Origin of the sequence: Aeromonas sp. R4-3 (genome assembly GCF_040908275.1) — a bacterium.
Lineage (GTDB): Bacteria > Pseudomonadota > Gammaproteobacteria > Enterobacterales > Aeromonadaceae > Aeromonas > Aeromonas rivipollensis.
The window spans coordinates 15,961-42,324 of sequence record NZ_JBFODK010000024.1 but is presented as its reverse complement, the minus strand read 5'-3'; the positions used below and the strand labels follow the sequence as shown (position 1 = coordinate 42,324).

The window sequence follows — 26,364 nt, the reverse complement described above, 5'->3', positions numbered from 1 at the left end:
CAGGCATCTATGATGCCTGGCCCTTTCGTATTGAGCTGCTTGCTTAGCTTGAATGCTTGCTCAGCCGCACCTGGGCCGCTTCGGCCAGCATGGCCAACAGGGTCTCGGTGTCTTCCCACGCAAGATAGACAGGCATCGGTGATGCTCTGGCCGAAGAAGGATGACGCAGCCGTTAACCCTGGCGGGTTTTCTCCAGTCGCACCTGGGCCGCTTCGGCCAGCATGGCCAGCAGGGTTTCTGTGTCTTCCCACGACAGACAGGCATCCGTGATGCTCTGACCGAAGGTGACGGTGCAGCCGTTCTCCACGTCCTGACGCCCTTCCACCAGGAAGCTCTCGGCCATGATGCCGGCGATGCCGGTGCGGCCGCGGCGCAGCTGATCGCAGATATCCTGCGCCACCAGCAGCTGGCGACGGTGATCCTTCATGCTGTTGCCGTGGCTGAAATCCACCACCAGACGCTCGGGCAGGCCGACATCGGCCAGGGCCTCACAGGCCTCGTCTATGCTGGCGGTGTCGTAGTTGGGCCTGTGGCCGCCACGGAGGATCACGTGGCCATAGGGGTTGCCGGCGGTGCGGTAGATGGTCATCTTGCCGTCCTTGTCCGGGGAATAGAAGATGTGGCTGTGGCGGGCGGCGCGCACCGCATCGATGGCGATGCGTGTGTTGCCGTCTGTGCCGTTCTTGAAGCCCACCGGGCAGGAGAGGGCGGAGGCCATCTCGCGGTGCACCTGGGATTCTGTGGTGCGCGCCCCTATGGCGCCCCAGGTGATGAGGTCGCTGATGTACTGGCCGGTCACCATGTCGAGGAATTCGGTGGCGGTGGGCATACCCATCTCGTTGATGTCCACCAGCAGCTGGCGGGCCAGCTTCAACCCTTCATTCACATCGAAACTGCCGTCGAGGCGCGGATCATTGATAAGCCCCTTCCAGCCGACTATGGTGCGCGGCTTCTCGAAGTAGGTGCGCATCACTATGCACAGGCTCTCCTTATATTGCTCGCGCAGGGTGTTGAGGCGCAGGGCGTATTCGCGGGCGGCGGCCGGATCGTGGATGGAGCAGGGGCCGACGATGACCAGCAGGCGCTGATCCTCACCGGCCAGAATGGCTTCTACATCGTGGCGGGCATCCAGCAGATTCTGGGCGACGGTGTCGTTTAACGGGAAGGCGTGCGCCAGCTCGCTCGGAGTGATCAGGGACTCCAGGCGACGGGTGCGCAATTCATCGGTGTGAATGGACATACGACTCTATTCTCGAGTGAATAAGGGGGGCGGGATGCCAAAATGCAAGGGGATAAAATAAAGCAAAACTCCCCCGATGGAAACCTTGGGAGGCTCTGATAGGATGTGAGCCTAAAAGCCATTTCAAATGAGGTAGTTATCGTGGCAAAGCCAGGCGCGACCGGGGTCACCCGCATCATCAACGCAACCGGTTACAGCATGAAGGGTCTCAAATCGGCCTGGATTAACGAGGAGGCCTTCCGTCAGGAGCTGGTGCTTGTCTTGGCTCTGATGCCGCTGGCCGGCTGGCTCGGCGACTCCCTCAACGAGATCCTGCTGCTCATCTGCATCAGCTGGCTGGTGGTGATCGTCGAGGTGCTCAACTCCGCCATAGAGGCGGTGGTGGATCGCATCGGCTCAGAGCATCACGAGCTGTCGGGGCGCGCCAAGGATCTCGGCTCCGCCGCCGTCTTCATCGCCCTTGCCCTCAATGCCCTGGTGTGGGGCGCGCTGATTGGACGCAATCTGCTGGGATGGTGGTAGCTTGCGAGAGCAAGCTTCCTCCTGGCATAAAAAAGCCCGTCATCGAGACGGGCTTTTTGCTGGCCGAGCAACCGGCTCAGGGCATCAGTGCAGGATCCGGGCACGTATGGTGCCGTTGATCTCCTTGAGACGGGAGAGCGCCTTCTCGCTGTGCTCAGTCTCCACGTCGATCACCACATAACCGATCTCGCTGCTGGTCTGCAGGTACTGACCGGCGATGTTGATCCCCTCGTCGGCGAAGATCTGGTTGATCTGGTTCATCACGCCCGGCTGGTTGCGGTGGATGTGCAGCAGGCGGCTGGAGCCCTTGTGGCCCGGCAGTGAGACTTCCGGGAAGTTGACGGCGGAGAGGGTGGAGCCGTTGTCTGAGTATTTGACCAGCTTGTTGGCCACTTCCAGACCGATGTTTTCCTGGGCTTCCTGGGTGGAACCGCCGATATGGGGGGTCAGGATGACGTTGTCCAGGCCGCGCAGCGGGGTCAGGAACTCCTCGTCGTTGGACTTGGGCTCGCTCGGGAAGACGTCGATGGCGGCGCCGGAGAGGTGACCGCTCTTGATGACGTCGGCCAGGGCATCTATGTCCACTACGGTACCGCGGGAGGCGTTGATGAAGATGGCGCCCGGTTTCATCATGCGCAGCTGCTCGGCACCGATGAGATCCTTGGTGGAGGCTGTCTCCGGCACGTGCAGGCTGATGACATCAGACATGTTGAGCAGCTCCACCAGGTTCGGCACCTGGATGGCGTTGCCCAGCGACAGCTTGTTCTCGATGTCGTAGTAGTAGACCTTCATGCCGATCATCTCGGCGATGATGCCAAGCTGGGTGCCGATGTGGCCGTAGCCTATGATGCCGAGCTTCTTGCCGCGGGCTTCCACCGAACGGTTGGCGAGTTTCTCCCAGACGCCGCGATGGCACTTGGCGTTCTTCTCGGGGATGCCGCGCAGCAGCAGCAGTATCTCCCCCAGCACCAGTTCGGCCACGGAGCGGGTGTTGGAGAAGGGGGCGTTGAAGACGGGGATGCCGCGCACGTGGGCGGCATCCAGGGAGACCTGGTTGGTGCCGATGCAGAAGCAGCCGATGGCCACCAGCTTGCCGGCGGCATCCAGCACCTTCTCGGTGATCTGGGTGCGTGAACGCAGGCCCACGAAATGCACGTCACGAATGCGCTCGATCAGCTCCTCTTCCGACAGTGAGGTCTTCAGATACTCAACATTGGTGTATCCGGCTGCCCGAAAGGTCTCTACCGTGTTGGGATGCACTCCCTCCAGCAGCAGTACTTTGATCTTATCCTTGTCCAGCGAAAACTTGGCTGTCATGACGTTCCCTCTATTGTTTGAAAAATGCGTTCAGGCTTGCAGTGTGAAGAAAACCGTAAAGTAGCAAAAACGTTTGGGAGAGGGAATATTTGTGACGAAAGTCAAATTCTTTGAAGTTATCAACGTTTTTTGCAGCCTGTTTGGTGCAACCCATTGAGCCATAAATAGAAACGGCGCCATCAGGCGCCGTTGTCCATTCAGGCTGTGATTATTGGGTCACAACCCCATCCGGAGTACCGATCAGTACCACGTCAGCGCCGCGGTGGGCGAACAGGCCGTTGGTGACCACGCCAACGATGGCGTTGAGCTGCACTTCCAGCCCTTTGGCGTCTGTGATGGCCATGCCCTTGACGTCCAGAATGATGTTGCCGTTGTCGGTCACCACACCCTCACGCCACACCGGGTTGCCACCAAGCTTCCTGATCTCGCGGGCCACGTATTCGCGGGCCATGGGGATCACTTCGACCGGCAGCGGGAATTGGCCCAGCACCTCGACTGTCTTGGTGTTGTCGATGATGCAGATGAACTGGTCGGCCACGGCGGCGACTATCTTCTCGCGGGTCAGGGCGGCGCCGCCCCCCTTGATCATGTCGCGGGTTCCGTTGATCTCGTCGGCACCATCCACGTAGACGGAGAGGGCATCAATGTCGTTGAGATCAAACACCGGGATGCCGAAACCCTTGAGGCGCTCGGTGGAGGCGATGGAGCTCGATACCGCGCCCTTGATCTCGTCCTTCATGGTCGCCAGTGCGTCGATGAAGTGATTGACGGTAGAGCCGGTGCCCACCCCGACTATGGTGCCGGGTACCACGTATTTGAGCGCAGCCCAACCGGCCGCCTTCTTCATTTCATCTTGAGTCATGATGGATCCTTATGGAAAAAGCGGGCGCATTATATCCAAGCATCCTGTCCAGAGCGACCATGGCGGTCACGTTCCGGGGCAAAAAGCCCCAAGATGTAAATCGTTTGCCTGTTTATTGAGCCAAGGGGCGGGGGAAGGGGAACCTGTCCCCCGGCAGCAGGGCAGAGCCTGCTAGGAGAAGCGCCAGCAACGGGCGGGGGTGATGATCTGGGGCAGCGGCACGTCCCACTGCGCCTGGGGTACGGACTCCACCTGCTGGCAGTCGTGGGCGAGCCCCAGCGGTCTTGGGCCGAGCTGGTGTTCGTGCCAGCAGGCCAGGGTGCGATCGTAATAGCCTCCCCCCATGCCGAGCCGGTTGCCCTCGGCATCGAAGGCCACCAGCGGGGTGCAGATAAGATCCAGCATGCTGTGGGGCAGCACCTGCTGCACATCGAGCTCGGGCTCGGCGATGCCATAGCGGTTGCGGGTCATGGGGCTGGTGGCGGTGTAGCGCAAGAAGAGCAGGTGACCCGGGGTGAAGGGGTGCAGCACCGGCAGGTAGACCTCCTTGCGCTGGCTCCAGAGCCAGTGAATGGCGGGCAGGGGATCGAGCTCGCCGTCATTGGCCAGATAGAGGGCGATGCGTCTGGCCGCCTGGATCTCGGGGTGTTCCTGAAAACGAGTGACCAGCTGCTGGGCCGCCGCCTGCTGCTCGGCCTGACTCAGGCTCTTTCTGCGTTGGCGGATGAGTTGGCGCAGGCTCTGCCGCTCGGGTTGGGTATCCGGCATGGGGGCTCCTGTGGTGGGGCTAAAGGGCAGGGTTACCTTAACAAGGGGCCATCGGGATGAAAAGCGGGAAGGGCAAGGTTGGCATCAGGCCGGACACGCTTGCCCGGCCTGATGAAGTTGTTTAGACCTGCGCCGACGGTTCGGCCGCCGCGCGCAGCTGGTGCTTGACGAACACCGCCACTATGGCGGCCAGCCCCAGGTCTCAGTGGTAGAAGCTGATGATCAGGCGACCTGTCGACTATCGGCGCCGCCGCGCACCTGGTGCTTGATAAAGACGGCGATGAGAGCGGCCAGGGCCAGGGCCATGGGGTAGAAGCTCATGCTCACCACGGCCAGGGGGGAGAGGGCGAAGATGGAGCCCAGCAGCAGCGCCTGGGCGCCCCAGGGGATCAAGCCCTGCACCACGCAGGAGAAGATATCCAGCATGGAGGCGGCGCGGCGCGGGGTGACACCGTGATGCTCAGCCAGATCCCGGGCCACCTTGCTGGCGACTATGATGGCCACCGTATTGTTGGCGGTGCAGAGGTTGGTCAGCCCCACTACGCCGGCGATGCCGAGCTCGGCCGCCTTCTCGTTCTGCTCGCCGTCATGATGACGGGTGAAGCGCGCGATGAGGGCGGCGATGCGGGCGCTGATCCAGGCCAGCCCACCCTGACGCTCCATCAGGGCGCCGAGGCCACCGATGAGCATGGAGAGCAGGAAGATCTCCTGCATGCTGGTGAAGCCCTGGTAGATGTCCTTGCTGAACTGGCCGAGGGGATAGCCTCCGATCATGCCAACGCCACCGGCGGCCAGTATGCCAAGACCGAGCACCACGAAGACGTTCATGCCACCGAGTGCCAGCACCAGGATCAGCAGATAAGGCATCACCTTGAGCAGATCCGCGCTGGCGGTGGCGGTGGGGGCATCACCGGTGGAGCCCAGCAGCAGGTAGAGCAGGATCACCAGCACGGCGGCGGGGGTGGCAATCTTGACGTTCTCGCGGAACTTGTCCTTCATCTCGCAGCCCTGGCTGCGGGTCGCGGCTATGGTGGTGTCCGAGATGATGGAGAGGTTATCGCCGAACATGGCGCCGGAGAGAATGGTGCCCGCCATCAGCACGGGATCTATGCCGGTGGCCTGGGCGACGCCGAGGGCCACGGGGGCCACTGCCCCTATGGTGCCCATTGAGGTGCCCATGGCGGTGGCAATGAAGGCGGAGATGAGGAAGAGCCCCGGCAGCAGGAACCAGCCCGGGATCAGGGAGAGGCCGAGGGCGACGGTGGCATCCACCCCGCCGGTGGCCTTGGCCACGGTGGCGAAGGCGCCCGCCAGCAGATAGATGAGGCACATGGCCATGATGTTGCTGTCACCCACCCCCTTGAAGAAGGTCTCAAGGTTCTTGTTGAACCCCTCCTTGCCCAGCATCAGCGCCAGCATGACGGCGGGCAGGGCGGCCACGGGGGCGGGCAGCTGGTAGAAGGCGAACTCGACCCCCTGCAGGGTCAGCCAGGTGCCGGTACCGATGAAGAGAGCAAGAAAGACCAGAAGGGGCAGCAGGGCTCTGGCACTGGGTTGGGTCTGGATCATGTGTTCCTCGAAACTTGAACAATGACCTCCTGTCGCAGCCTGTGTTGGCCCGAGTATGCTCGGACACAGGGTAGGCATCCTGCCGCTATGGGGGGCTTACAGTAGTGAGTCGGGGGCATCCGGTCAAGATAGACGTCCAGATGGATAAGCCTTTTTCTCTTGCGATTCTGATGTGCTGATTTAATCCGTCAATTATTCGGATTTAATAACCATTTGTTGTTGATTTGGCGGCGCTGTGCGAGCAGCCACGGAAGGCTTTTCAAAGCCGGCGCGGGCTGGTAAAACGGTCTCTTTCCATAATAAAGAGATGAGAGGGTGGAGATGGACAATCCGATCCGTGTGGCCGTGATGGGCTGTAATGGTCGTATGGGCAAGGTGCTGCTGGAGGCCATCACCAACGCCGAGGGCGTGGTGGTGGGTGCGGCGCTGGAGCGACCTGGCTCTGCCGTGATAGGCCTGGATGCGGGTGAACTCAATGGCCTGGGCCGACTTGGGGTCATCATCAGCGACAGCCTGGACAAGGTGCGCGATGAGTTTGATCTCATCATCGACTTCACCCGTCCCGAGGTGACCCTGGCCAACCTGGCCTTCGCCCTGGCCCATGGCAAGCAGATGGTGATAGGCACCACCGGCTTTGATGAGGCAGGCAAGGCCGCGCTGCAAGAGGCGGGCAAGCAGATCGGCATCGTCTTCGCGTCCAACTACTCGGTCGGCGTCAACCTGGTGTTCAAGCTGCTGGAGCAGGCCGCCAAAGTGATGGGGGATTACACCGACATCGAGATCATCGAGGGGCACCACAGGCACAAGGTGGATGCACCGTCCGGCACCGCGCTCTCCATGGGGGAAGTGGTGGCCAAGACCCTCGGACGTGACTTGAAAGAGTGCGCCGTCTATGGCCGCGAGGGGATCACCGGCGAGCGGGATCGCAACACCATCGGCTTTGCCACCATTCGTGCCGGGGATCTGGTGGGGGAGCACACCGTCATGTTTGCCGACATCGGCGAGCGGGTGGAGATAAGCCACAAGGCCTCGAGCCGCCTGACCTTTGCCAATGGCGCCGTGCGGGCTGGCAAGTGGCTCGGCCAGCAGGGGGCGGGTCTCTACGACATGCAGGACGTGCTCGACCTCAAATAGGGCACAGTGGGAGCCCGACCAGGGCTCTCCTCTCTACGTTCAGGTTGTCAGACCCCGGCTCGCCGGGGTTTTGTTTATGGTTTTTGTAAAAACAAGCATTAAGCGCCGCTTTTGTGGTGAACTAGCCTAAATAGCCCCCTTCTCATTCCAGTGCCACACTCATGCGACAAAAATGTCATCAGAGGGTAACGGGATTGGGTCTCAATCTCCCCTGTAGTCCGCTTTTTCCACACCCAGCTAAACAGACTAAAAATGCAATCAAAGAAAAACGTTTTCTATTTTTCTCGGTCAGTTTTCTATCGCCAAATGGCGCTTTTTGGCTTTCGTTGTTTGTTTTTTAAATTCATATTCATCTGTTTATTAACGATAAAATATCGATTTTTGTCTGTTGGGTGGCATGGGTGCATGCTTTTGTTTCGGGTTTTGGCTTTTCTTTTGGGGGAGGGGGTTGCAAAGCGCTTTAGTGCATAGATAATGGGTAATGTTGCTTGTTTATTGAATTTAGATGCATTTCAAACGAGAAAAGACGTTGAAATGCGATCGTTTTTAAGTAGAATGCGCCCAATTTGCCAGAAATCTGCCGGGTTTGAGCCCTGTTTCAAACAGCGTTCGGACCCGCAACACCCAGGTAAATTGCTGAATTTAAAGCTAAATAACTGGAGGTTGTCTTGAATCACACTGCATTGCTAGTGCTGGAAGATGGAACTGTGTTCAAAGGCGTGTCGATAGGCGCCGAGGGATGTTCCGTTGGTGAAGTGGTTTTCAATACGTCGATGACGGGCTATCAGGAAATCCTCACCGATCCCTCTTATTCCCGTCAGATAGTCACCCTCACTTACCCCCATATAGGCAACACCGGCACCAACAGCGAAGATGAAGAGTCCAGTCAAATCCACGCGCAGGGATTGATCATCCGGGACCTTCCGATACTTGCCTCCAATTTCCGCAATCAGCAATCCCTCTCCGATTACCTCAAGTCTCACAACATCGTTGGCATCGCCGACATCGACACCCGCAAACTGACCCGCATCCTGCGGGAGAAGGGTGCCCAGGCCGGTTGCATCCTGGCCAGCAAGCAGCTCGATGAAGCCCATGCCCTGAGCCAGGCCCGCGCCTTCCCCGGCCTCAAGGGGATGGATCTGGCCAAGGAAGTGACTGTGTCTGACGCCTACGCCTGGACCGAAGGCAGCTGGCAGCTTGGCAAGGGGCACGTTACCCCGGCGGCCGACGAGCTCAAGTACCACGTGGTGGCTTACGACTTTGGCGTCAAGCGCAACATCTTGCGCATGCTGGTGGACCGTGGCTGCCGTCTGACAGTGGTACCGGCCAAGACCCCGGCCGCCGAGGTGCTGGCGATGAACCCCGATGGCATCTTCCTCTCCAACGGCCCCGGTGACCCCGAGCCGTGCGACTACGCCATCGAAGCCATCAAGACTTTCCTCAACACCAACACGCCGGTATTTGGCATCTGCCTGGGTCACCAGCTGCTGGGTCTGGCCTCCGGCGCCAAGACGGTCAAGATGAAGTTCGGTCACCACGGTGCCAACCACCCGGTGAAAAGCCTGGACGACAACACCGTCATGATCACCGCCCAGAACCACGGGTTTGCGGTGGACGAGAACAGCCTGCCGGAGTGCCTGCGTGCCACTCACGTCTCCCTGTTCGACGGCTCCCTGCAAGGCATACATCGCACCGATCGTCCGGCCTTCAGCTTCCAGGGTCACCCCGAAGCTAGCCCGGGCCCCCACGATTGTGCCGGTCTGTTCGACCACTTTATTGAATTGATTAAGCAGTATCGCGCCTAAGAGGATAAAGAGAGCCATGCCAAAACGTAACGACCTACAGAGCATCCTGATCCTCGGCGCCGGCCCCATCGTCATCGGTCAGGCCTGCGAATTCGACTACTCCGGCGCCCAGGCCTGCAAGGCCCTGCGCGAGGAGGGATACCGCGTCATCCTGGTGAACTCCAACCCGGCCACCATCATGACCGACCCCGAGATGGCGGACGCCACCTACATCGAGCCCATCACCTGGGAAGTGGTACGCGAGATCATCAAGAAAGAGCGTCCGGATGCCGTGCTGCCCACCATGGGCGGCCAGACCGCGCTCAACTGTGCGCTGGATCTGGAGAAGCACGGCGTGCTGGCGGAGTTCGGTGTGGAGATGATTGGTGCCACCGCCGATGCCATCGACAAGGCGGAAGATCGTCGTCGCTTCGACATCGCCATGAAGAGCATTGGCCTGGAGTGCCCCCGTGCCGGCATCGCCCACAACATGGAAGAGGCGTGGAAGGTGCAGCAGATGGTCGGCTTCCCCTGCATCATCCGTCCCTCCTTCACCATGGGCGGCTCGGGTGGCGGCATCGCCTACAACACCGAAGAGTTCGTCGAGATCTGCGAGCGCGGCCTGGATCTCTCCCCGACCAAGGAGCTGCTCATCGATGAGTCCCTGATCGGCTGGAAAGAGTACGAGATGGAAGTGGTGCGGGATCGCAACGACAACTGCATCATCGTCTGCGCCATCGAAAACTTCGACCCCATGGGCATCCACACCGGTGACTCCATCACTGTCGCGCCAGCCCAGACGCTGACCGACAAGGAGTACCAGCTGATGCGCAACGCCTCCATGGCGGTACTGCGCGAGATCGGCGTCGAGACCGGCGGCTCCAACGTCCAGTTCGGCATCAACCCGAAAGATGGCCGCATGGTCATCATAGAGATGAACCCGCGGGTCTCCCGCTCCTCCGCGCTGGCCTCCAAGGCGACCGGTTTCCCCATCGCCAAGATCGCCGCCAAGCTCGCCATAGGTTACACCCTGGACGAGCTGATGAACGACATCACCGGCGGTCGCACCCCGGCCTCCTTCGAGCCGGCCATCGACTACGTGGTCACCAAGATCCCGCGCTTCAACTTCGAGAAGTTTGCCGGTGCCAACGACCGTCTCACCACCCAGATGAAGTCAGTGGGCGAAGTGATGGCCATAGGCCGCAACTTCCAGGAGTCCCTGCACAAGGCGCTGCGCAGCCTCGAGACCGGCAAGACCGGCTTCGACCCCATGGTGGATCTCAATGCCCCCGACTCCCTGACCCGCATCCGCCACGAGCTGCAGGATGCCGGTTGCGACCGTATCTGGTACATCGCCGATGCGTTCCGCGCCGGCCTCTCCATGGACGGCATCTTCAAGCTGACCAAGATTGACCCCTGGTTCCTGGTGCAGATTGAAGAGCTGGTGAAGCTGGAAGAGCAGGTGAAAGAGCGCGGCATGGCCGGCCTGGACGCCGACTTCCTGCGCACCCTGAAGCGCAAGGGCTTCGCCGACGCACGTCTCGCCAAGATCCTCGGCGTGGCCGAGGGCGAGGTGCGCAAGGCCCGTGCCCGCCACAACATCTTCCCGGTCTACAAACGGGTCGATACCTGCGCCGCCGAATTCGCCACCAACACCGCCTACATGTACTCCAGCTATGACGAGGAGTGCGAAGCGGCCCCGACAACTCGCGACAAGATCATGATCATCGGTGGCGGCCCGAACCGTATCGGTCAGGGCATCGAGTTTGACTACTGCTGCGTGCACGCGGCCCTGGCCCTGCGCGAAGACGGTTACGAGACCATCATGGTCAACTGCAACCCGGAAACCGTCTCCACCGATTACGACACCTCCGACCGTCTCTACTTCGAGCCGGTGACCCTGGAAGACGTGCTGGAAATCGTGCGGGTCGAGCAGCCCAAGGGCGTTATCGTCCAGTATGGCGGCCAGACCCCGCTCAAGCTTGCCCGTGCCCTGGAAGCGAACGGCGTGCCTGTCATCGGCACCAGCCCGGATGCCATCGACCGCGCCGAAGACCGCGAGCGTTTCCAGTCCGCCGTCGAGCGCCTCGGCCTCAAGCAGCCGGAAAACGGCACCGTCACCGCGCTGGAGCAGGCGGTGCAGGTAGCCGCCCGCATCACCTACCCCCTGGTGGTTCGCCCCTCCTACGTGCTGGGTGGCCGCGCCATGGAAATCGTCTATGACGAGCAGGATCTGCGCCGCTACTTCGCCGAAGCCGTGAGCGTCTCCAACGAGTCACCAGTACTGCTGGATCGCTTCCTCGACGACGCCACCGAGGTGGACGTGGACGCCATCTGCGACGGCGTGGACGTGGTCATCGGCGGCATCATGGAGCACATCGAGCAGGCCGGTATCCACTCCGGTGACTCCGCCTGCTCCCTGCCGCCCTACACCCTGTCCAAGGCCATCCAGGACGAGATGCGCGAGCAGGTACGGAAATTGGCGCTGGAGCTCGGCGTGGTGGGCTTGATGAACGTCCAGTTCGCGGTCAAGGACAACGAGATTTACCTCATCGAGGTGAACCCCCGTGCCGCCCGTACAGTACCCTTCGTCTCCAAGGCCACAGGTGCGCCGCTGGCCAAGATTGCCGCCCGCGTCATGGCCGGCCAGAGCCTGCAGGATCAAGGTTTCACCACCGAGATCATCCCGCCCTACTACTCGGTCAAAGAGGTGGTGCTGCCCTTTGCCAAGTTCCCGGGTGTCGACCCGCTGCTGGGGCCGGAAATGCGCTCCACCGGCGAGGTGATGGGGGTGGGCAGCAGCTTCGCCGAGGCCTATGCCAAGGCGCAGCTGGGGGCAGGTCACCAGGTGCCGAGCGAGGGTCGTGCCCTGCTCTCGGTGCGCCACGGCGACAAGGAGCGGGTGGTCAACCTGGCTGCCAAGCTGCTGGAGCTGGGTTATGACCTCGACGCCACTCACGGCACCGCCGTGACTCTGGGGGAGGCGAGCATCAACCCGCGTCTGGTGAACAAGGTGCATGAAGGCCGTCCGCACATTCTGGATCGCATCAAGAATGGCGAGTACACCTACATAGTCAACACCGCCGAGGGCCGTCAGGCGATTCAGGATTCCAAGCAGCTGCGCCGCGGCGCCCTGCAGCACAAGGTGGCCTACACCACCACGCTGCACGCGGCCTTCGCCACCTGCATGGCCATCAGCGTCGATGCCACCGCCAACGTGAACTCGGTGCAAGAGCTGCACCACAAGGTCAAGCACCGCTAAGGTGCGCGCAGTCAGGGCCGGTTCTTCCGGCCCTGGATGCAAGCCTGACAACACCCCGCCAGCGATGGCGGGGTGTTTCTTTTGGCGGGGGCGGCGGATCCCGAGCGCATGGGCCCTTCATGCACGAGGTGACGTAAATAGCGAGGCTGAAGGGTGATAAACTCCCTTAAATAGACTAAACGAAATCATAAATTGCCTATTAAATGCCATTGGTAACAATCTTCGCAATCACTCACCCCGAACGCCTCCCTATACTGGTTTCTCATCACATGCGTGAGCAAACAAGGTCGTCCGCACCGGCAAGCATTCAGTGTCAGAGGGTTGCGAGAGGATCAGGGCCGGCGTTATCGCGCCAGCCTGGTCGGCCCCTTCCACCGATAGGGACCAATGGAAACCGGCTGTGGGGTAACCGCCGCACCGCCAGTCAGGGCCAGCGTTATCGCGCTAGCCCGCTCCCCCTCCTTGCCCCCTCTGTTACCTGCCCGGTCGCCTGGCGCCTCAGCATATCTGCCAAGGGAATCTGAATATGAGCTTCGATCATCGCAAATACCGCCCTGCCCCCGTCATCGCTCTGGCGGACCGTCAATGGCCCAACCGGGTGATGACGCGGGCGCCGCTCTGGTGCGCCGTGGACTTGCGGGACGGCAATCAGGCGCTGGTCGAGCCCATGACGGTGGCCCAGAAGCTGCAAATGTGGGCCCTGATGACCCATGTCGGCTTCAAGCACATCGAGGTGGGCTTCCCCGCCGCCTCCCAGCCTGACTTTGACTTCGTGCGCGAACTCATCGAGCGCAATCTCATCCCGGAGGATGTCACCATCCAGGTGCTGGTGCAGGCCCGGGAAGATCTCATCGCCCGTACCTTCGAGGCCCTCAAGGGGGCCAAGCGCGCCATCGTGCATGTCTACAACTCGGTCAACCCGACCCAGCGCAACTATGTGTTCAATACCGGGCGCGAGGGGGTCAAGGGCATCGCCGTGCAGGGGGCGCGCTGGGTGCGGGAATACGCGGCCAGGAACCCCGGCACAGAGTGGAGCTTCCAGTATTCCCCCGAGAGCTTCAGCAGCACAGAGGTGGAGTTCGCGGTGGAGGTGTGTGACGCCGTCATCGACGAGTGGCGCGCTGCCTCCCGTCCCATGATCCTCAACCTCCCTGCCACGGTCGAGGTGAGCACCCCCAACGTGTTTGCGGATCAGGTGGAGTGGTTCTGCCGCCACCTCAAGGCGCGCCCCGAGGTGAGCATCTCCATCCACACCCATAACGACAGGGGCTGCGGGGTGGCCGCCGCCGAGCTGGCGGTGCTGGCGGGGGCCGATCGCATCGAGGGCACCCTGCTCGGCAACGGCGAGCGTACCGGCAACATGGACATAGTCACCATGGCCATGAACCTCTACAGCCAGGGGATAGATCCCGAGCTGAATCTCTCTGACATGGATGCCATAGTGGCGACCGTGGGGGCCTGCACCCAGATTGCCCTGCACCCACGCCACCCCTATGCCGGCGAGTTGGTCTACACGGCGTTTTCCGGCAGCCACCAGGATGCGATTCGCAAGTCCCTGGCGGCCGAAAAGCCCGATGCCTACTGGGATGTGGCCTATCTGCCCATAGATCCTGCCGATCTGGGCCGCAGCTACGAGGCGGTGATCCGCATCAACAGCCAGTCCGGAAAGGGGGGGGTCACCTATCTGCTGGAGCGCGACCTTGGCCTGCAACTGCCGCGCTGGCTGCAGATCGACTTCAGCCGCCGGGTACAGGCGCAGGCGGAGGCGAGCAGCAGCGAAATCAGCCCGGAGCAGATCCGCGCCCTGTTCGAGCAGCACTACCTCGAGCCGCTGCACGGTTATCGCATCGGCCGCTTCCAGCTTGGCCACGACAGCCAGGAGACACTGCGCCTCGAGCTGCAGACCCCGGACGGCAGCCTGCAGCTCTGTGGTGAGGGGGAGGGGGCCATCACGGCCCTGGTCAACGGCTGGGAGCGCCAGACCGGCATGCACATAGACGTGCTCGACTACTCGGAACATGCCCTCTGCGCCGGAACCGAATCCCGCGCCGCCGCCTATGTGTTGCTGAGTGTCGACGGAGTGCGCATGTGCGGGGTGGCCATAGGCCGCGACGTGGTCAACGCCTCCTTGCAGGCGGTGATCAATGGCGCCGCCCAGATCCGCGCCCTGCGCCAGAGTGCATGAGGGGCGGGCGTGTCGAGGGTGAAGCAAGCCCCTTGAAGGACGTCCTCCACACCGCCTGTGCCAGGGGGTAGCCGGCGGCAACAGGGCCGCGCACAGTGGAAAATGGTACCAGGATCCCTTCAGCACTGTGCTGAGGGGATTGTTTTTTATGGAAAAATCGGCTCACAATACGAGCGCCGTGCGGCCAGGATTGGCCTTGCGGTTCATTGGGTGCTGGCGGCCGAGTGCAGCCGCCAGGGATAGAGGCAATGCAGGTTTGGAGCCATAACGATGATGAAGACTCCCCTCAGGTTATCCGTACACCCCGCCAGGTTCTTCTCGCTCTCCCCTGGTCGCCGCCTCGCCCTGCTGAGCCTGCTCTGCCTGTTGCTGCTGACGGGGGGCCTGGATGCCGCCAGCTTCGAGCGCCTGCCCGAACATAACCTCTACACCATCGGCGCCCTGGCCGAGGCCATCAATGTGCTGACCCTGCTGTTCATGTTCTGGGTGGTGCAGTGTGCCCAGATCTCGAACCGGACCTACCTGTTTCTCTGCGCCGGTCTGGGGAGCTGGCTGGTGTCGGGGACCATAGATCTGGTTGACGAGGCCTACTTCCAGCCCTGGTGGCTCTCCACGGTGGAAGACAGCCTGCGCACCCTCGGCATGCTGGCCACGGCCTGGGGCGTGCTGCTGATGGTGCAACAGATGTATGGCGTCCAGACCCGGCTGGCCTCGCTCGCCATGTCCGACGAACTGACGGGTCTCTCCAATCGCCGCGCATTTCGCGCCGTGCTGGAGGCCCATGTGGATCAGGGGACGCCGCTGCTGCTGCTGGATCTCGATCACTTCAAGCAGATCAACGATCGCTATGGCCACGGCATAGGTGACAATGTGCTGCAGGAATTCAGCGCCTTGTTGTGTCAGCACTGCCCGCCGGATGGGGTGGTGGCGCGCCTGGGGGGCGAGGAGTTCGCCATCTGGCTGCCCGGCATGCTGAGCGACAAGGCCCAGGCACTGGCGGAGCAGATAAGAGCCGCCACCGAGGCTCTGGTCGCCTGCGAGGAGATAAGGTTCACCGTGAGCATCGCCGTCGGCATAGGCCAGGCGGGGGAGGCGGTCGAGGCGCTGGTCAAACGCACCGATCTCGCGCTCTACCGGGCCAAACACCTGGGGCGCAACCGAGTCGAGCTGGCGTGATGACGCCAGGGGATGCCGCAGCCCCGGGCCCCGGCCGCTCTGCCGCCTTCAGATTGCCCGCGCCATCCACTACAATGGCCACCTGTTTGCATTCGGGGCCCCTCATCCGGCATGAGGGGCCCGCACTTTATCGGAAGCCCTCATGATCCCCTCTTATCCTTTGTCTTTCTCCCCCTGGCGCCTCTGCGCACTGCTGGCTGCCGCCGTGCTGGCGGGCTGCGCCAGTGAACCTACACCCCCTACTCCTACTGTCGAGGAAGCCGCCGCCATCGCCAAACAACCCAAGGCGATGCAGCCGCGCAAGCCTGCGGACATGAAGAGCCGCATAGTGCGCTTCCTGCCGCGCCAGGTACAAGACAAGCCGGGCTGGGCCAACGACGTGGTGACGGCGCTCAGCACCCAGGGGCTGACGGTGAACGATCACAATGTCTGCTCAGTGCTGGCGGTGGCGGAGCAGGAGGCCACCTATCAGGCCGATCCCGTGGTGCCCGGCCTTGGCAAGATAGCCTGGAAGGAGATCAACGCCCGGGCCGCCAAGCTGCTCATCCCCGAGTTCGTGGTGCGCACCGCCCTCTCCATCAAGTCCCCCACGGGCAAATCCTACGCCGCGCGCATAGATGCCCTTCGCACCGAGCGGGAGATGAGCGAGATCTTCGAGGACATGATAGGGGCCGTGCCCATGGGCAAGCAGCTCTTTGGCAACCTCAATCCGGTGCGCACCGGGGGCCCCATGCAGGTGAGCGTGGCCTTCGCCGAGGCCAACGCCCGCGGCTACCCCTATCCCGTCAAGGAGTCCATCCGCCACGAAGTCTTTACTCGCCGGGGCGGCATCTGGTTTGGCACCAAACACATCTTCGGTTATCCCGCCGACTACCCGGACACCCTCTACCGTTTCGCCGACTTCAATGCAGGCTGGTATGCGAGCCGCAACGCCGCCTTCCAGGCCGCGGTGAGCCGGGTCAGCGGCAAGCCCCTGGCCCTGGACGGGGATCTGGTCCGCTACGACTCCGACCTGCCCGGCAAGACGGAGCTCGCGGTGCACAGCATCGCCAGCCGCGTCAACATGAGCAAGCAGGCCATCCACCAGAGCCTGCTCAAGGGGGATAGTGCCGACTTTGCCCAGACCGACCTCTATCACAGGGTCTTTACCCTGGCCGACAAGCAGGCGGGCAAGCGCCAACCCCGCGCCGTGCTGCCCGGCATCCAGCTGAAAAGCCCCAAAATCACCCGCAACCTCACCACCGCCTGGTTCGCCAAGCGGGTGGATGACAGGGAGCAGGCCTGCGTCAGGAAGATGGCGACCATTCGCTGACAGTCAGAGACAACAAGGGCGGCCAAGTGGCCGCCCTTGTTCATTGTGCTTTGACCACCTGGCTGGTCAGGGTTGGTAGGTGCCAGGTTCCCCCCAGGGCTATCATGCGGCAGCTGCCTGTGGTGCTTTTCTCGCGCTGCACGAAGGTTTTGCCGTCCCAGACCCAGCTTTCGAAAGAAAAACAATCTCCTATCCCTCTTCCTTTATGTGAGGCACTCAGTTCACCCATTCCATAACCATTTGCGTCAGTGTTGATGAGGGTCGCACTGCCGGTATCAAGGTTCGTATCAATCAGAATGAATGCCGAACCGTCGTTGTAAGCGGCGAGCCAGCAGGGTAGCTGGACCAAGGCTCGTTCTTGGTTCAGGGGATAGAGCATGCCACCTTCCGAATCTTCATAGGTTATGGGACAGGTGTCTTTATCGACTTGCTGTTTCAGCCACTTACCTATGCTCTGTTGCTCCAGCTGGGTGAGCGGGCGGGAGAAGTTATCTGCGGTTACGGCGCTGGCGTGGATCACGGGGGCCGCCAAGGCAGGAGGAATGGATGTTGTGGGTAGCGAGCCCTGTTTGGTCAGGGCTGTACTGGTATTGAGACGGCCTTGGAACTCATCCATTTTGAGAAAAATGGCATAGGCACCGGCACCGGATAGCGGTTCCTGGTGCTTGCTCCATTCAAATACCACCTTGCCAGTTCCTTTGATTGCTCGAACTAGCGCTGCAGTTTGTAGCTGACTGAACGGAGTCCGCTCTTTTACGGTGCCGAGTACCTCATCATTGATGCGCAGTGTGATCAAACCATCAGCGGGGACCTCCGGGGTCTGTTCATCAACTTCTGCGATGGCAAGCTCGGCATGCAGTGTGCCCTTGGCGCCAGCCTCTCGGGTGAGTAGAACCGATAGTCCACCCAATTTTGCGCTGTAACCAGCTGCTCGGCATGTGCGCGTGTTGTCGCAGGCCACTTCCCAGTCTTTGTGTTGAAAAGAGATCCCTTCAGTAAATGAGCCGAGTGCAGAGGTCAGCAGTGTTGTGATGAGCATGAAATGGTTCCTGAAGCATGGGAAAGGTCAGGATAGCATTCTGGACGGCTCATATTGAATCTTGTTGTGGGCTAACTTAACTGAGCCGAGGGACATAGCCCTTTGATCCGACTAGAAACTCATCGCCAGCCCGATGGAGTAGCCGCTGGTGTTGTGGCTGAACATATAACGGGCCACCAGCCGGGTGCGTGTGATGAAGATGTCGTACTTGCTGCTGTCGAGCTCGAACCCGAGGCCCAGGGAGTTGAGGCTGTTGAAGCCGAGCAGGCCTCGTTGCTCTCCCAGGTATTCGGTTCTGGCCCCCTCCAGCACATAGCGCAGCGGACGATCCAGCAGGGTCCAGGTGAAGAGCGGAGCCCGGCGACGCAGGTAGAGGCCGAGGTTCTCCGCCTCGGCCTGACCTGTGATGCTGTCGGCGGTGCCGGTGAAACTCTGCAGGTGCTGATAGGAGTAGCGCAGCTCGACATCTATGTCCTGTGGCTTGGAGAAGAGCTCGTAGTCGAGCATCAGGGATCCCCCCAGGCCATACACATTGAGCCGGCCGCCGTCGAGGAAGTCGAGGTTCCTGCCCGTCCTGTGCTGGATCAAGGCGGCGCCGATGCGCAGATCGCTCGCGACTGTGCCCAGGGTGAAGTTGGCGATGGGGCGCAGCACCAGGTTGCCGCCAAAGCGGTCACGGTGCAGGCTGAAGTCCCAGCCGATGCCGCCGGTGGCGCTCAGGCTGTTCCATTTGGTGGGGATGGTGCGGGTCTCGTTGCCGTCGGTGAACACGAACTGGGGATCGTAGCGGCTGTATCCCAGGGTGCCCTCCAGATAGATGGGGAAGCCCTCGCTCATGGTGGCGCCGCCGCCGAGCTGGGTGATGGTCAGGGCCGAGCTTTCGTTGGTGCCACCCCCTATGTCCAGGTTGCTGGCGGTGATGTCCGGCACCACAGTGAAGCTCATCAGGGAGACGACCGCATTGGCCCGCTGCTGAACCAGGGTCCCGTCATTGGCCTGAGCGGCCTGGCTGAAGAGCCCGAGCCCGCTCAGCAGAAGCATGCTTGCATGAAGATAAGAAGAGGGGGGATGCGCCATACCTAGCTCCGTGGACCTCCTCGTCCACTGAGGAGTCCTTACACTGTAACGGTTTTTCTGGCGCCATGGCAGCCCGGCTCAGTGCCAACTGACTATATTCTTTGCGGTTTTGCGGCTAAGGCCCAAGGGGACTCCCGGGGCGAGATCACCTTGTCGCCGACGCACCGGGCTGGCGGGGCCGGATGACGGAGTATCCACATAAATGGCAGACATTAATTTATTGTTCAGTTCCCCGGGTGTATAACGGGCCTCCCGCAGGAGCTTATGGGGGTGGTACCAGGGAGGGGTGGCCAGACCGGGCCTTCGGGCCGTCATGACGGATGCGCATTACGTTGATGGGAGTCATACCAGATGCAGGACATGCTGCTTGCCATATGGCATCAGGACTTTGAGCAATTAATACAACTGCAGGCGGTCGGTCTGCTCGTCACCTGTCTGGTGGTGATCCTCTTTCTCGAATCGAGCTTCGTCTTTTTGCCGCTGCCGGGGGACAGCCTGGTGCTGCTGGCCGGTGGTCTGGTGGGCATGGGAGTGCTCGGGCCCGAAGTGGTGTTCCTCTATCTGCCCCTGGCGGCCGGCGTCGGCAGCGTGATGGCGTATTGGCAGGGCCATGCGCTCCATGGTACCCGCTTCATGGGCCAGGTGGAGCGGGTGATCCCGGAAGGCAGTCTGCCCCGCGCTTCCCGGCTGCTCGAACGCTATGGCTTCTGGGCCATGTTCGTCTCCCGTTTCATCCCCTTCGTCAGGGTGCTGACGCCCATGCTGATGGGGATCTCCCGCCTGAACCTGCTGCGGGTGGCCATGACCAGCTTTGCCAGCGCCTTTCTCTGGGCCCTGGCCCTCAGCATGGTCGGCAAGTTCATGATGGCGACGCCGCTCTTGGCCGATCATCACGAGCTGTTGACCAAGTGCCTGCTGGTGACCTCCTTCGCCCTCTTCGTCATCGCCGTGGCCGCCATCGGCATGCGGCTGCTCAAGCGCTCGACCAAGAGAGCGCGCTAAGCACAGGGATATAGGGGGAGGGGCCTGCCCCCTGTCCCTTGTCCCCAAGCCGCCCGTGTCAGGCGGCTCGCCCCGGTGGCGTAAAAATACAGGCCATTTGAGGCGGAAATCCTGATGCCTATCTGTTACACTTCGCGCCCGCCATTTTCCGGCTCATCTTCTGACGTGATGTCAGACCCAGCCGTCCTTGGCCCCAAGCCTCGCCGAGGCCGTGCCACATGCCGGCCCAGGCCACTTAAGCCAACTACAGCTCAGCTGGAACACAGGAACCCATTATGAGATTTGAATCGTTCGATTTTGCCCCCGAGATTTTGCGTGCCGTCTCAGAGTGCGGTTATCAGGAGATGACCCCTGTGCAGCAGCAGGCGATCCCGACCATACGCCGTGGCAGCGACGTGCTGGCCAGCGCCCAGACCGGGACCGGCAAGACGGCGGCCTTTGCGCTGCCCATACTGCAACGTCTGGTGGATAACCCGGCCCCGGCCCAGCCTTCCAACGCCCGGGTGCTGATCCTGACCCCGACCCGCGAGCTGGCCGCCCAGGTGGCGAGCAACATCAACGACTTCGCCAAGTATCTGGACATCAGCGTGCTGACCCTGGTCGGTGGTGGCAAGCAGGACGTGCAGGCCCGCAAACTCAAGGCCGGTGCGCACATCATAGTGGCTACCCCGGGCCGCCTGCTCGAGCACCTGACCGCCTGCAACCTCAGCCTCTCCGGTGTCGAGACCCTGGTGTTGGACGAAGCGGATCGCATCCTCGACATGGGCTTCAGCGCCGATGTGCAGCAGATCCTGCAGGCTGTGAACAAGACCCGTCAGAACCTGCTCTTCTCCGCCACCTTCTCCGACGCCGTGAAGAAGCTGGCCAACCTGATGCTGGACAGACCGCAGATCATCAGCGTCAACAAGCAGAACTCCACCGCCGACACCGTCAGCCACACCGTCTATCCGGTAGAGCAGAAGCGCAAGCGCGAGCTGCTCTCCGAGCTCATCGGCAAGCAGAACTGGCAACAGGTGCTGGTGTTCGCCAGTACCCGCGAGAGCTGTGATGTGCTGGTGGAAGAGCTGAACCTAGACGGCATCAAGTCCGCCGTGGTCCATGGCGAGAAGGCTCAGGGCAGCCGTCGCCGGGCCCTGCGCGAGTTCATGGAAGGCAAGGTACGGGTGCTGGTCGCCACCGAAGTGGCCGCCCGTGGTCTGGACATCCCGGATCTGCAGTACGTGGTCAACTACGATCTGCCCTTCCTGGCGGAGGATTACGTCCACCGCATCGGCCGCACCGGCCGCGCCGGCAAGAGCGGCATGGCCGTCTCCTTCGTCAGCCGCGAAGAGGAGCGCACCCTGCTCGAGATCGAGGCGCTGATCGGCCAGAAGATCCGCCGCATCATGGTGCCGGGCTACGAGGTGAGCAGCCGTGACGAGCTGATCAAGCAGTTGCAGGAGCGCCGCCGTTTCGGCAAGCGCCCGCAGCGGGAAGACAACGCCGCCGCCCAGGTGATGGCCGAGGCCAAGCTGCAGGGCCAGCGCCTCAAGCGTCTGGCGGCCGCCAAGAAGCCTCGCCAGTCGAAGTAAGCGGACAAGATGATGCAGGGGAGCTTTGGCTCCCGACTCAAGGCGCCGTTGGCGCCTTGATGCTGTTTACCGATCACCCAGAGGACGTGCGATGATCCCGCCAGTCAAGAACCCGCAAGATTACAATCAGGCCCTGCTCGACATGGCCACCCAGAGCCTGGCCGAGCTGGCCCGTACCGCAGAGCAGAAGGCGGGCAAGCGCACCCCGGCGCAAGAGAGCCACTTCCTCTGCACCTGGATGGCGGACTCCCTCAAGGAGAAGCGCTTCTCCCGCCTGGTGATGGAGGACTTGAAAGCCTGGGTGCAGCTGGGTCGCACCCTGGGGGCCGGAGCCGATCTCAAGGGGCTGCTGTCGCGCATCGTCTGCCAGTACGGCCGGGCCATGGCCGAGCCCGGGCAGTTGGGCGCCAGGCTCGCCACCCTGGTCGCCGAGCTGGAAAGCGCGGGTTGGCTGGTGTTTACCGACAGCGAACTGAGCGCCAAACAGCGGCTGCTGAGCCAGGGTCAATCCAGCCTGGTCATCTCGGCCAGCGAGTACCAGGGCCATATCGAGGGGGGAGAGCTGGTGAAGCCTCTTACCCTCTATGTGCGCGGGGATGAAAAACAGCTGGCCGAGGCAGCCTTCAAGCAGGGGCTGCTGCTGAGCCAGGGTGACAAGAAGAGCACCCTGGTCAAGCACCACAAGGCCTACCGGCTGGTGCCGGGCAATGCCCAGCCCGCCCTGGCGCTGCTGGCCGAGGGCTGAGCCTGATCGGGGCCCTGGTGCTCATGCCTCTCTCATTACCCCGGCCCTGTGCCGGGGTTTTTTATGGCTGGCCGTCAGCGGGAATGGCGGCAGGGTGAGCTGACTCTGATCCAGGATCCGCCGCGACCTGTCGTCTGCGCTATGACGCGCCCTGGGGGAGGGGAGACGCCGCGCCGAGCAATCCCACTGCGCGGGCGGCGATAGCCAGATAGTGGGGCGAGCGGGCCTGCTCCCGCCAGCAGCTGTGCACCAGCTTGATCACGTGGTCGTCCAGGCTCTCGATCGCCCGCGGCAACACCTGTGCCCAAGCCAGCCCGGTCGTATCGGGCCAGTGCTGGGCCTGCAGCCCTGGTGCCCCGACTGTGACATAGGCAGCGGCCACCGCCTGCCACATCAGGCTCTGCCAGGCGTCTTTCAGCTCATCCGGCAGGTGACGGGCGACGATGGCGGCGGCCCGGCTGCCGGTCACCAGGTGCAGCACTGTGAAGTTGCGGGTCTGCCAATAGAGGGGCAGGGCGGTTTCGGCCAGCTGCGCCAGCACATCTTCCCCGTCATCAAGGCTTTGCGGCAGCGACTCCGGCCAGTGGGGATCCGCCGCCACCTGGCGCAGGCGGGCGCTGATCCAGTCTCCCTCCCAGCGTGACCCCTCCCAATGGGCCGACAGCCCCGCCAGCAGGCGGGTGACGTCCCGGCTAGGGGCCCCCATTCCGGCAGGCAGGATCAGGGCCTTGCACTGCCAGGCTGCCAGCGCCGCCGCCTGCTCTCCCAAGTGGCCGTTTTCCAGCGCACAGGCGAAACGGATGAGGGGATGAAAGGCGCCTCCCGCCGGGGAGAAGCGCTGCGCCAGCAGCTCCTGGAAGCTGGGCAGCCAGCCCTCTTCGGCAAATCGGGTCAGCAGTTGCTGGTGCAGTGCCACGAAGCGGGTCTCATCCTCTTCGCCCTGGTTGTTCTCCCCGGCGGGCAGGGCTTGAGTGGTCTGCCAGTGGGTAAAGAAGCGCTGCAACTGCCGGGGACTGGCCCCCATCTCGTGCAGGGCGTGCAGCGCCATGGGGCAGTGGTTGGTGGTGCCGCGACCATTGAGGGGGAAGGCCTGGTTGGCATCGAGCAGAGCGTAGAGATGATCCATTAGCGTTTGACTCCTTTTGTCAGGGGAGACAGGATTATGCAAGTTGAAGTTAACTTGAGATCAAGGATGAGATTGGATCGTAAGTGGCTGGCCATAGGCCAGATAGCCAAACGTGCCGGCGTCAACGCCAGCGCCCTGCGCTTCTACGAGCAGAAGGGGCTGATCCAGAGCCTGCGCAGCGAAGGCGGCCGACGTCTCTACCCGCAGGATGCGCTGCGGCGCATCGCCTTTATCCGGGTGGCGCAAGGGATGGGCTTAAGCCTCGAGGAGATAGCCGGGGCCCTCAGCGGGCTGCCCGATGGTCGCACGCCGGATCACCACGACTGGGAGCGGATCGCCTGTCAGTGGCAAACGCTACTGGACAGCCGCATCGCCGCCCTGCAGCTGATAAAGCACAAGCTCACGGCCTGTATCGGCTGTGGCTGCCTGTCGCTGGAGCATTGCGCCCTCTACAACCCGGAGGACAGTGCCGCAGGCCAGGGGTGCGGCCCTCGTTACTTGCTGGGGGATCTGCCCCCCGCCACCGATTGAACCGCGCAGGCCATGGGCAGTGCCGGGGCAGCCTGGATGACTTTCAAGGAGGAAACATGGATCTGGAACAACTCAAACGGGAGCTGGAGCGATTTGGCGAACAGCATGACGAGGCGCAGCCATCCCGGGGCCGCAAGATGCTCAACATCACCCGTGACACCGGCGAACTGCTGGCGCTGCTGGTACAGACGAGGGGCGCTCAGGCGGTGCTTGAGATAGGTACTTCAAACGGTTACTCCACCCTTTGGCTGGCCGAAGCGGTGAAGAGACTGGATGGCCGGGTCACCACCATAGAGCGGGATGAGAAGAAGATCTCTCTGGCAGAGGCCAACTTTCAGCGTGCGGGACTGAGCCCCTGGATCATCCTGCTGGCGGGGGAGGTGGGCAGCCTGTTCCCCAGCCTGCCGACGGCGGGTTATCAGCTCATCTTCCTGGACTCCGATCGCCAGCACTATCAGGGATGGTGGCCTGAAATACTGCGCCTGCTTGCCCCTCGCGGCCTGCTGGTGGTGGACAATGCCATCTCCCATGAGAGCGAGATGCGGGACTGGATGGCGCAGGTGAGGCGCGATCCCGATTTTCTGACCTCGCTGGTGCCGGTGGGCAAGGGGGAGTTTCTGGTGGTGAGACGCTAGGGCGCATCACCGAGAGTCAAGCATAAAAAAACAGCCCCGCAGATGCGGGGCTGTTTGCTTGGGGAGACTTGGATGGCAGCTTACACGGCCAGGTAGTCCATGATCCCTTCGGCGGCCTTGCGGCCCTCGTAGATGGCAGTCACCACCAGATCCGAGCCGCGCACCGCATCGCCACCGGCAAACACCTTGGGATTGCTGGTCTGGAAGGCATGTTCGGCCTTCTCGGGGGCCTTGATGCGATCCCGGCTGTCGAGCTCGATACCGTGATCACGCATCCAGGGCTGGGGGTTGGGCTGGAAGCCAAAGGCCATCACCACCGCATCGGCTGCCAGCACCTGTTCGGAGCCCTCGATCACCACAGGATTGCGACGACCGTTGGCATCGGGCGCACTGAGCTCGGTGCTCACTACCTTGATGCCGCAGGTGCGGCCCTGGGCGTCCAGCTCCACGCCGACCGGCTGGAGGTTGAACATGAATTCCACCCCTTCCTCCTGGGCGTTCTTCACCTCCCGCTTGGAGCCCGGCATGTTCTCGGCATCGCGGCGGTAGGCGCAGATCACCCGATCGGCCCCCTGGCGGATGGCGGTGCGCACGCAGTCCATGGCGGTATCGCCGCCGCCCAGCACCACCACCTGTTTGCCGGCGAAGTCGATGTAATCGGCCTGTGCCTTCTCAAAGCCCAGCAAGCGGTTAGCGTTGGAGATGAGGTAGGGCAGGGCGTCGTAGACTCCCGGCGCCTCTTCGTTGGCAAAGCCGCCCTTCATGTACTTGTAGGTGCCGACCCCGAGGAAGACGGCATCGAACTCGCCCAGGAGGTCGGCGAAGGTGACGTCACGACCCACTTCGGTCTCGAGACGGAACTCCACCCCCATGCCCTCGAAGATCTCGCGACGACGTTGCATCACCTCTTTTTCCAGCTTGAAGGAGGGGATGCCGAAGGTCAGCAGGCCGCCGATCTCCGGATACTTGTCGAACACCACTGGGGTGACGCCATTGCGCGCCAGGACGTCGGCACAGGCGAGGCCGGCGGGGCCGGCGCCGATGACGGCGACCCGCTTGCCGGTCTTCACCACCTTGGAGAGATCCGGGCGCCAGCCCATCTCGAACGCCTTGTCGGTGATGTATTTTTCGATGTTGCCTATGGTCACGGCGCCGAATCTGTCGTTCAGGGTGCAGGCACCCTCACAGAGTCTGTCTTGCGGGCAGACCCGGCCGCACACCTCCGGCAGGCTGTTGGTCTGGTGGGAGAGCTCCACCGCCTCCAGGATGCGCCCCTCGTTGGCCAGTTTCAGCCAGTTGGGGATGTAGTTGTGCACCGGGCACTTCCACTCGCAATAGGGGTTGCCGCAGTCGAGGCAGCGATCCGCCTGCATGCCGACCTGGGCCTGGTTGAAGGGCTCGTAGATCTCCACAAACTGGATCTTGCGGATCTTGAGCGGCTTCTTGGGCGGGTCGACCCGCTGGACATCGATAAACTGGAATACGTTCTGGCTCATAGGGTTCCCTC

At 62.2% G+C, this 26,364-nt stretch carries 21 protein-coding genes; 12 read left to right on the top strand and 9 right to left on the bottom strand.

Annotated features, from left to right (window positions below; translation table 11 throughout):
• Positions 1–172: 172 nt before the first annotated feature.
• Entirely contained in the window at positions 173–1,240 is a 1,068-nt protein-coding gene (locus AB5Y91_RS07420) for a 3-deoxy-7-phosphoheptulonate synthase (RefSeq protein WP_368169437.1), read from the bottom strand.
• Between the two features lie 141 nt (positions 1,241–1,381).
• Between AB5Y91_RS07420 and AB5Y91_RS07415 the strand changes: the two genes are divergently transcribed.
• Complete coding sequence (locus AB5Y91_RS07415) at positions 1,382–1,762, top strand: diacylglycerol kinase (protein ID WP_368169436.1); 381 nt, start codon at positions 1,382–1,384, stop codon at positions 1,760–1,762.
• Between the two features lie 84 nt (positions 1,763–1,846).
• On the opposite strand, the gene serA is transcribed toward AB5Y91_RS07415, so the two are convergent.
• From serA to AB5Y91_RS07395, 4 genes are all read right to left on the bottom strand, one after another.
• Positions 1,847–3,079 carry a phosphoglycerate dehydrogenase gene (gene serA / locus AB5Y91_RS07410; protein ID WP_025327397.1) on the bottom strand — a complete coding sequence of 411 codons (1,233 nt, stop codon included), beginning with the start codon at positions 3,077–3,079 and terminating at the stop codon, positions 1,847–1,849.
• Positions 3,080–3,287: 208 nt separating this feature from the next.
• Entirely contained in the window at positions 3,288–3,941 is a 654-nt protein-coding gene (gene rpiA / locus AB5Y91_RS07405; RefSeq protein WP_025327396.1) for a ribose-5-phosphate isomerase RpiA, read from the bottom strand.
• Positions 3,942–4,112: 171 nt separating this feature from the next.
• On the bottom strand, positions 4,113–4,709 hold the full coding sequence (locus tag AB5Y91_RS07400; RefSeq protein ID WP_303809038.1) for a 5-formyltetrahydrofolate cyclo-ligase: 597 nt from the start codon (positions 4,707–4,709) through the stop codon (positions 4,113–4,115).
• Positions 4,710–4,931: 222 nt separating this feature from the next.
• Positions 4,932–6,278 (bottom strand): Na+/H+ antiporter NhaC family protein, encoded by a 1,347-nt coding sequence (locus tag AB5Y91_RS07395; RefSeq protein ID WP_368169435.1) that lies wholly within the window; start codon positions 6,276–6,278, stop codon positions 4,932–4,934.
• Positions 6,279–6,599: 321 nt separating this feature from the next.
• On the opposite strand from AB5Y91_RS07395, the gene dapB reads away from it, so the two are divergent.
• From dapB to AB5Y91_RS07365, 6 genes are all read left to right on the top strand, one after another.
• Positions 6,600–7,412, top strand: a complete 813-nt coding sequence (dapB, locus tag AB5Y91_RS07390; RefSeq protein ID WP_163137947.1) for a 4-hydroxy-tetrahydrodipicolinate reductase — start codon at positions 6,600–6,602, stop codon at positions 7,410–7,412.
• Between the two features lie 668 nt (positions 7,413–8,080).
• Positions 8,081–9,217, top strand: a complete 1,137-nt coding sequence (gene carA / locus AB5Y91_RS07385; RefSeq protein ID WP_139751454.1) for a glutamine-hydrolyzing carbamoyl-phosphate synthase small subunit — start codon at positions 8,081–8,083, stop codon at positions 9,215–9,217.
• Positions 9,218–9,233: 16 nt separating this feature from the next.
• The gene (carB, locus tag AB5Y91_RS07380; RefSeq protein ID WP_368169434.1) at positions 9,234–12,458 is read left to right on the top strand and encodes a carbamoyl-phosphate synthase large subunit; all 3,225 of its coding nucleotides are present in this window, start codon (positions 9,234–9,236) and stop codon (positions 12,456–12,458) included.
• 526 nt (positions 12,459–12,984) lie between these two features.
• Positions 12,985–14,643: a 2-isopropylmalate synthase gene (leuA, locus tag AB5Y91_RS07375; RefSeq protein ID WP_368169433.1), complete on the top strand. Its 1,659-nt coding sequence runs from the start codon at positions 12,985–12,987 to the stop codon at positions 14,641–14,643.
• Positions 14,644–14,913: 270 nt separating this feature from the next.
• Complete coding sequence (locus AB5Y91_RS07370) at positions 14,914–15,819, top strand: GGDEF domain-containing protein (RefSeq protein WP_106886454.1); 906 nt, start codon at positions 14,914–14,916, stop codon at positions 15,817–15,819.
• Positions 15,820–15,961: 142 nt separating this feature from the next.
• Complete coding sequence (locus AB5Y91_RS07365) at positions 15,962–17,131, top strand: DUF1615 domain-containing protein (RefSeq protein ID WP_368169432.1); 1,170 nt, start codon at positions 15,962–15,964, stop codon at positions 17,129–17,131.
• A gap of 40 nt (positions 17,132–17,171) precedes the next feature.
• On the opposite strand, the gene AB5Y91_RS07360 is transcribed toward AB5Y91_RS07365, so the two are convergent.
• Both AB5Y91_RS07360 and AB5Y91_RS07355 read right to left on the bottom strand, forming a co-directional pair.
• On the bottom strand, positions 17,172–18,170 hold the full coding sequence (locus tag AB5Y91_RS07360; protein WP_368169431.1) for a DUF1176 domain-containing protein: 999 nt from the start codon (positions 18,168–18,170) through the stop codon (positions 17,172–17,174).
• 111 nt (positions 18,171–18,281) lie between these two features.
• Complete coding sequence (locus AB5Y91_RS07355; protein ID WP_234569368.1) at positions 18,282–19,211, bottom strand: autotransporter domain-containing protein; 930 nt, start codon at positions 19,209–19,211, stop codon at positions 18,282–18,284.
• Positions 19,212–19,598: 387 nt separating this feature from the next.
• On the opposite strand from AB5Y91_RS07355, the gene AB5Y91_RS07350 reads away from it, so the two are divergent.
• The 3 genes from AB5Y91_RS07350 (at position 19,599) to AB5Y91_RS07340 (ending at position 22,565) form a co-directional block, all read left to right on the top strand.
• Positions 19,599–20,249, top strand: a complete 651-nt coding sequence (locus AB5Y91_RS07350; protein ID WP_106886458.1) for a DedA family protein — start codon at positions 19,599–19,601, stop codon at positions 20,247–20,249.
• A gap of 275 nt (positions 20,250–20,524) precedes the next feature.
• Positions 20,525–21,820, top strand: coding sequence for a DEAD/DEAH box helicase (locus AB5Y91_RS07345; protein WP_162520135.1), 1,296 nt, complete (start codon positions 20,525–20,527; stop codon positions 21,818–21,820).
• Between the two features lie 91 nt (positions 21,821–21,911).
• Positions 21,912–22,565: a DUF2913 family protein gene (locus AB5Y91_RS07340; protein WP_368169430.1), complete on the top strand. Its 654-nt coding sequence runs from the start codon at positions 21,912–21,914 to the stop codon at positions 22,563–22,565.
• Positions 22,566–22,704: 139 nt separating this feature from the next.
• Here the strand turns inward: AB5Y91_RS07340 and AB5Y91_RS07335 are convergent, their stop codons facing one another.
• On the bottom strand, positions 22,705–23,691 hold the full coding sequence (locus AB5Y91_RS07335) for a questin oxidase family protein (RefSeq protein ID WP_368169429.1): 987 nt from the start codon (positions 23,689–23,691) through the stop codon (positions 22,705–22,707).
• 72 nt (positions 23,692–23,763) lie between these two features.
• Here AB5Y91_RS07335 and soxR point away from each other — a divergent pair, with 72 nt between their 5' ends.
• Together soxR and AB5Y91_RS07325 are read left to right on the top strand one after the other, a co-directional pair.
• Positions 23,764–24,222 carry a redox-sensitive transcriptional activator SoxR gene (gene soxR, locus AB5Y91_RS07330; protein ID WP_368169438.1) on the top strand — a complete coding sequence of 153 codons (459 nt, stop codon included), beginning with the start codon at positions 23,764–23,766 and terminating at the stop codon, positions 24,220–24,222.
• A 56-nt stretch (positions 24,223–24,278) separates the two neighbouring features.
• Entirely contained in the window at positions 24,279–24,857 is a 579-nt protein-coding gene (locus tag AB5Y91_RS07325; RefSeq protein WP_171273632.1) for an O-methyltransferase, read from the top strand.
• Between the two features lie 80 nt (positions 24,858–24,937).
• On the opposite strand, the gene AB5Y91_RS07320 is transcribed toward AB5Y91_RS07325, so the two are convergent.
• The gene (locus tag AB5Y91_RS07320) at positions 24,938–26,353 is read right to left on the bottom strand and encodes an FAD-dependent oxidoreductase (RefSeq protein WP_368169428.1); all 1,416 of its coding nucleotides are present in this window, start codon (positions 26,351–26,353) and stop codon (positions 24,938–24,940) included.
• Between the last annotated feature and the right edge of the window lie 11 nt (positions 26,354–26,364).

Bases quoted from the DNA above. Each gene is read 5' to 3' on its own strand.
- AB5Y91_RS07370 (WP_106886454.1), top strand. From the start codon at position 14,914: ATGATGAAGACTCCCCTCAGGTTATCCGTACACCCCGCCAGGTTCTTC.
- AB5Y91_RS07420 (WP_368169437.1), bottom strand. From the start codon at position 1,240: ATGTCCATTCACACCGATGAATTGCGCACCCGTCGCCTGGAGTCCCTG.
- leuA (WP_368169433.1), top strand. From the start codon at position 12,985: ATGAGCTTCGATCATCGCAAATACCGCCCTGCCCCCGTCATCGCTCTG.
- AB5Y91_RS07355 (WP_234569368.1), bottom strand. From the start codon at position 19,211: ATGCTTCTGCTGAGCGGGCTCGGGCTCTTCAGCCAGGCCGCTCAGGCC.
- AB5Y91_RS07395 (WP_368169435.1), bottom strand. From the start codon at position 6,278: ATGATCCAGACCCAACCCAGTGCCAGAGCCCTGCTGCCCCTTCTGGTC.
- rpiA (WP_025327396.1), bottom strand. From the start codon at position 3,941: ATGACTCAAGATGAAATGAAGAAGGCGGCCGGTTGGGCTGCGCTCAAA.
- AB5Y91_RS07365 (WP_368169432.1), top strand. From the start codon at position 15,962: ATGATCCCCTCTTATCCTTTGTCTTTCTCCCCCTGGCGCCTCTGCGCA.
- AB5Y91_RS07350 (WP_106886458.1), top strand. From the start codon at position 19,599: ATGCAGGACATGCTGCTTGCCATATGGCATCAGGACTTTGAGCAATTA.
- AB5Y91_RS07345 (WP_162520135.1), top strand. From the start codon at position 20,525: ATGAGATTTGAATCGTTCGATTTTGCCCCCGAGATTTTGCGTGCCGTC.
- AB5Y91_RS07360 (WP_368169431.1), bottom strand. From the start codon at position 18,170: ATGCTCATCACAACACTGCTGACCTCTGCACTCGGCTCATTTACTGAA.
- AB5Y91_RS07340 (WP_368169430.1), top strand. From the start codon at position 21,912: ATGATCCCGCCAGTCAAGAACCCGCAAGATTACAATCAGGCCCTGCTC.
- AB5Y91_RS07320 (WP_368169428.1), bottom strand. From the start codon at position 26,353: ATGAGCCAGAACGTATTCCAGTTTATCGATGTCCAGCGGGTCGACCCG.
- serA (WP_025327397.1), bottom strand. From the start codon at position 3,079: ATGACAGCCAAGTTTTCGCTGGACAAGGATAAGATCAAAGTACTGCTG.
- AB5Y91_RS07325 (WP_171273632.1), top strand. From the start codon at position 24,279: ATGGATCTGGAACAACTCAAACGGGAGCTGGAGCGATTTGGCGAACAG.
- dapB (WP_163137947.1), top strand. From the start codon at position 6,600: ATGGACAATCCGATCCGTGTGGCCGTGATGGGCTGTAATGGTCGTATG.
- carB (WP_368169434.1), top strand. From the start codon at position 9,234: ATGCCAAAACGTAACGACCTACAGAGCATCCTGATCCTCGGCGCCGGC.
- AB5Y91_RS07335 (WP_368169429.1), bottom strand. From the start codon at position 23,691: ATGGATCATCTCTACGCTCTGCTCGATGCCAACCAGGCCTTCCCCCTC.
- AB5Y91_RS07400 (WP_303809038.1), bottom strand. From the start codon at position 4,709: ATGCCGGATACCCAACCCGAGCGGCAGAGCCTGCGCCAACTCATCCGC.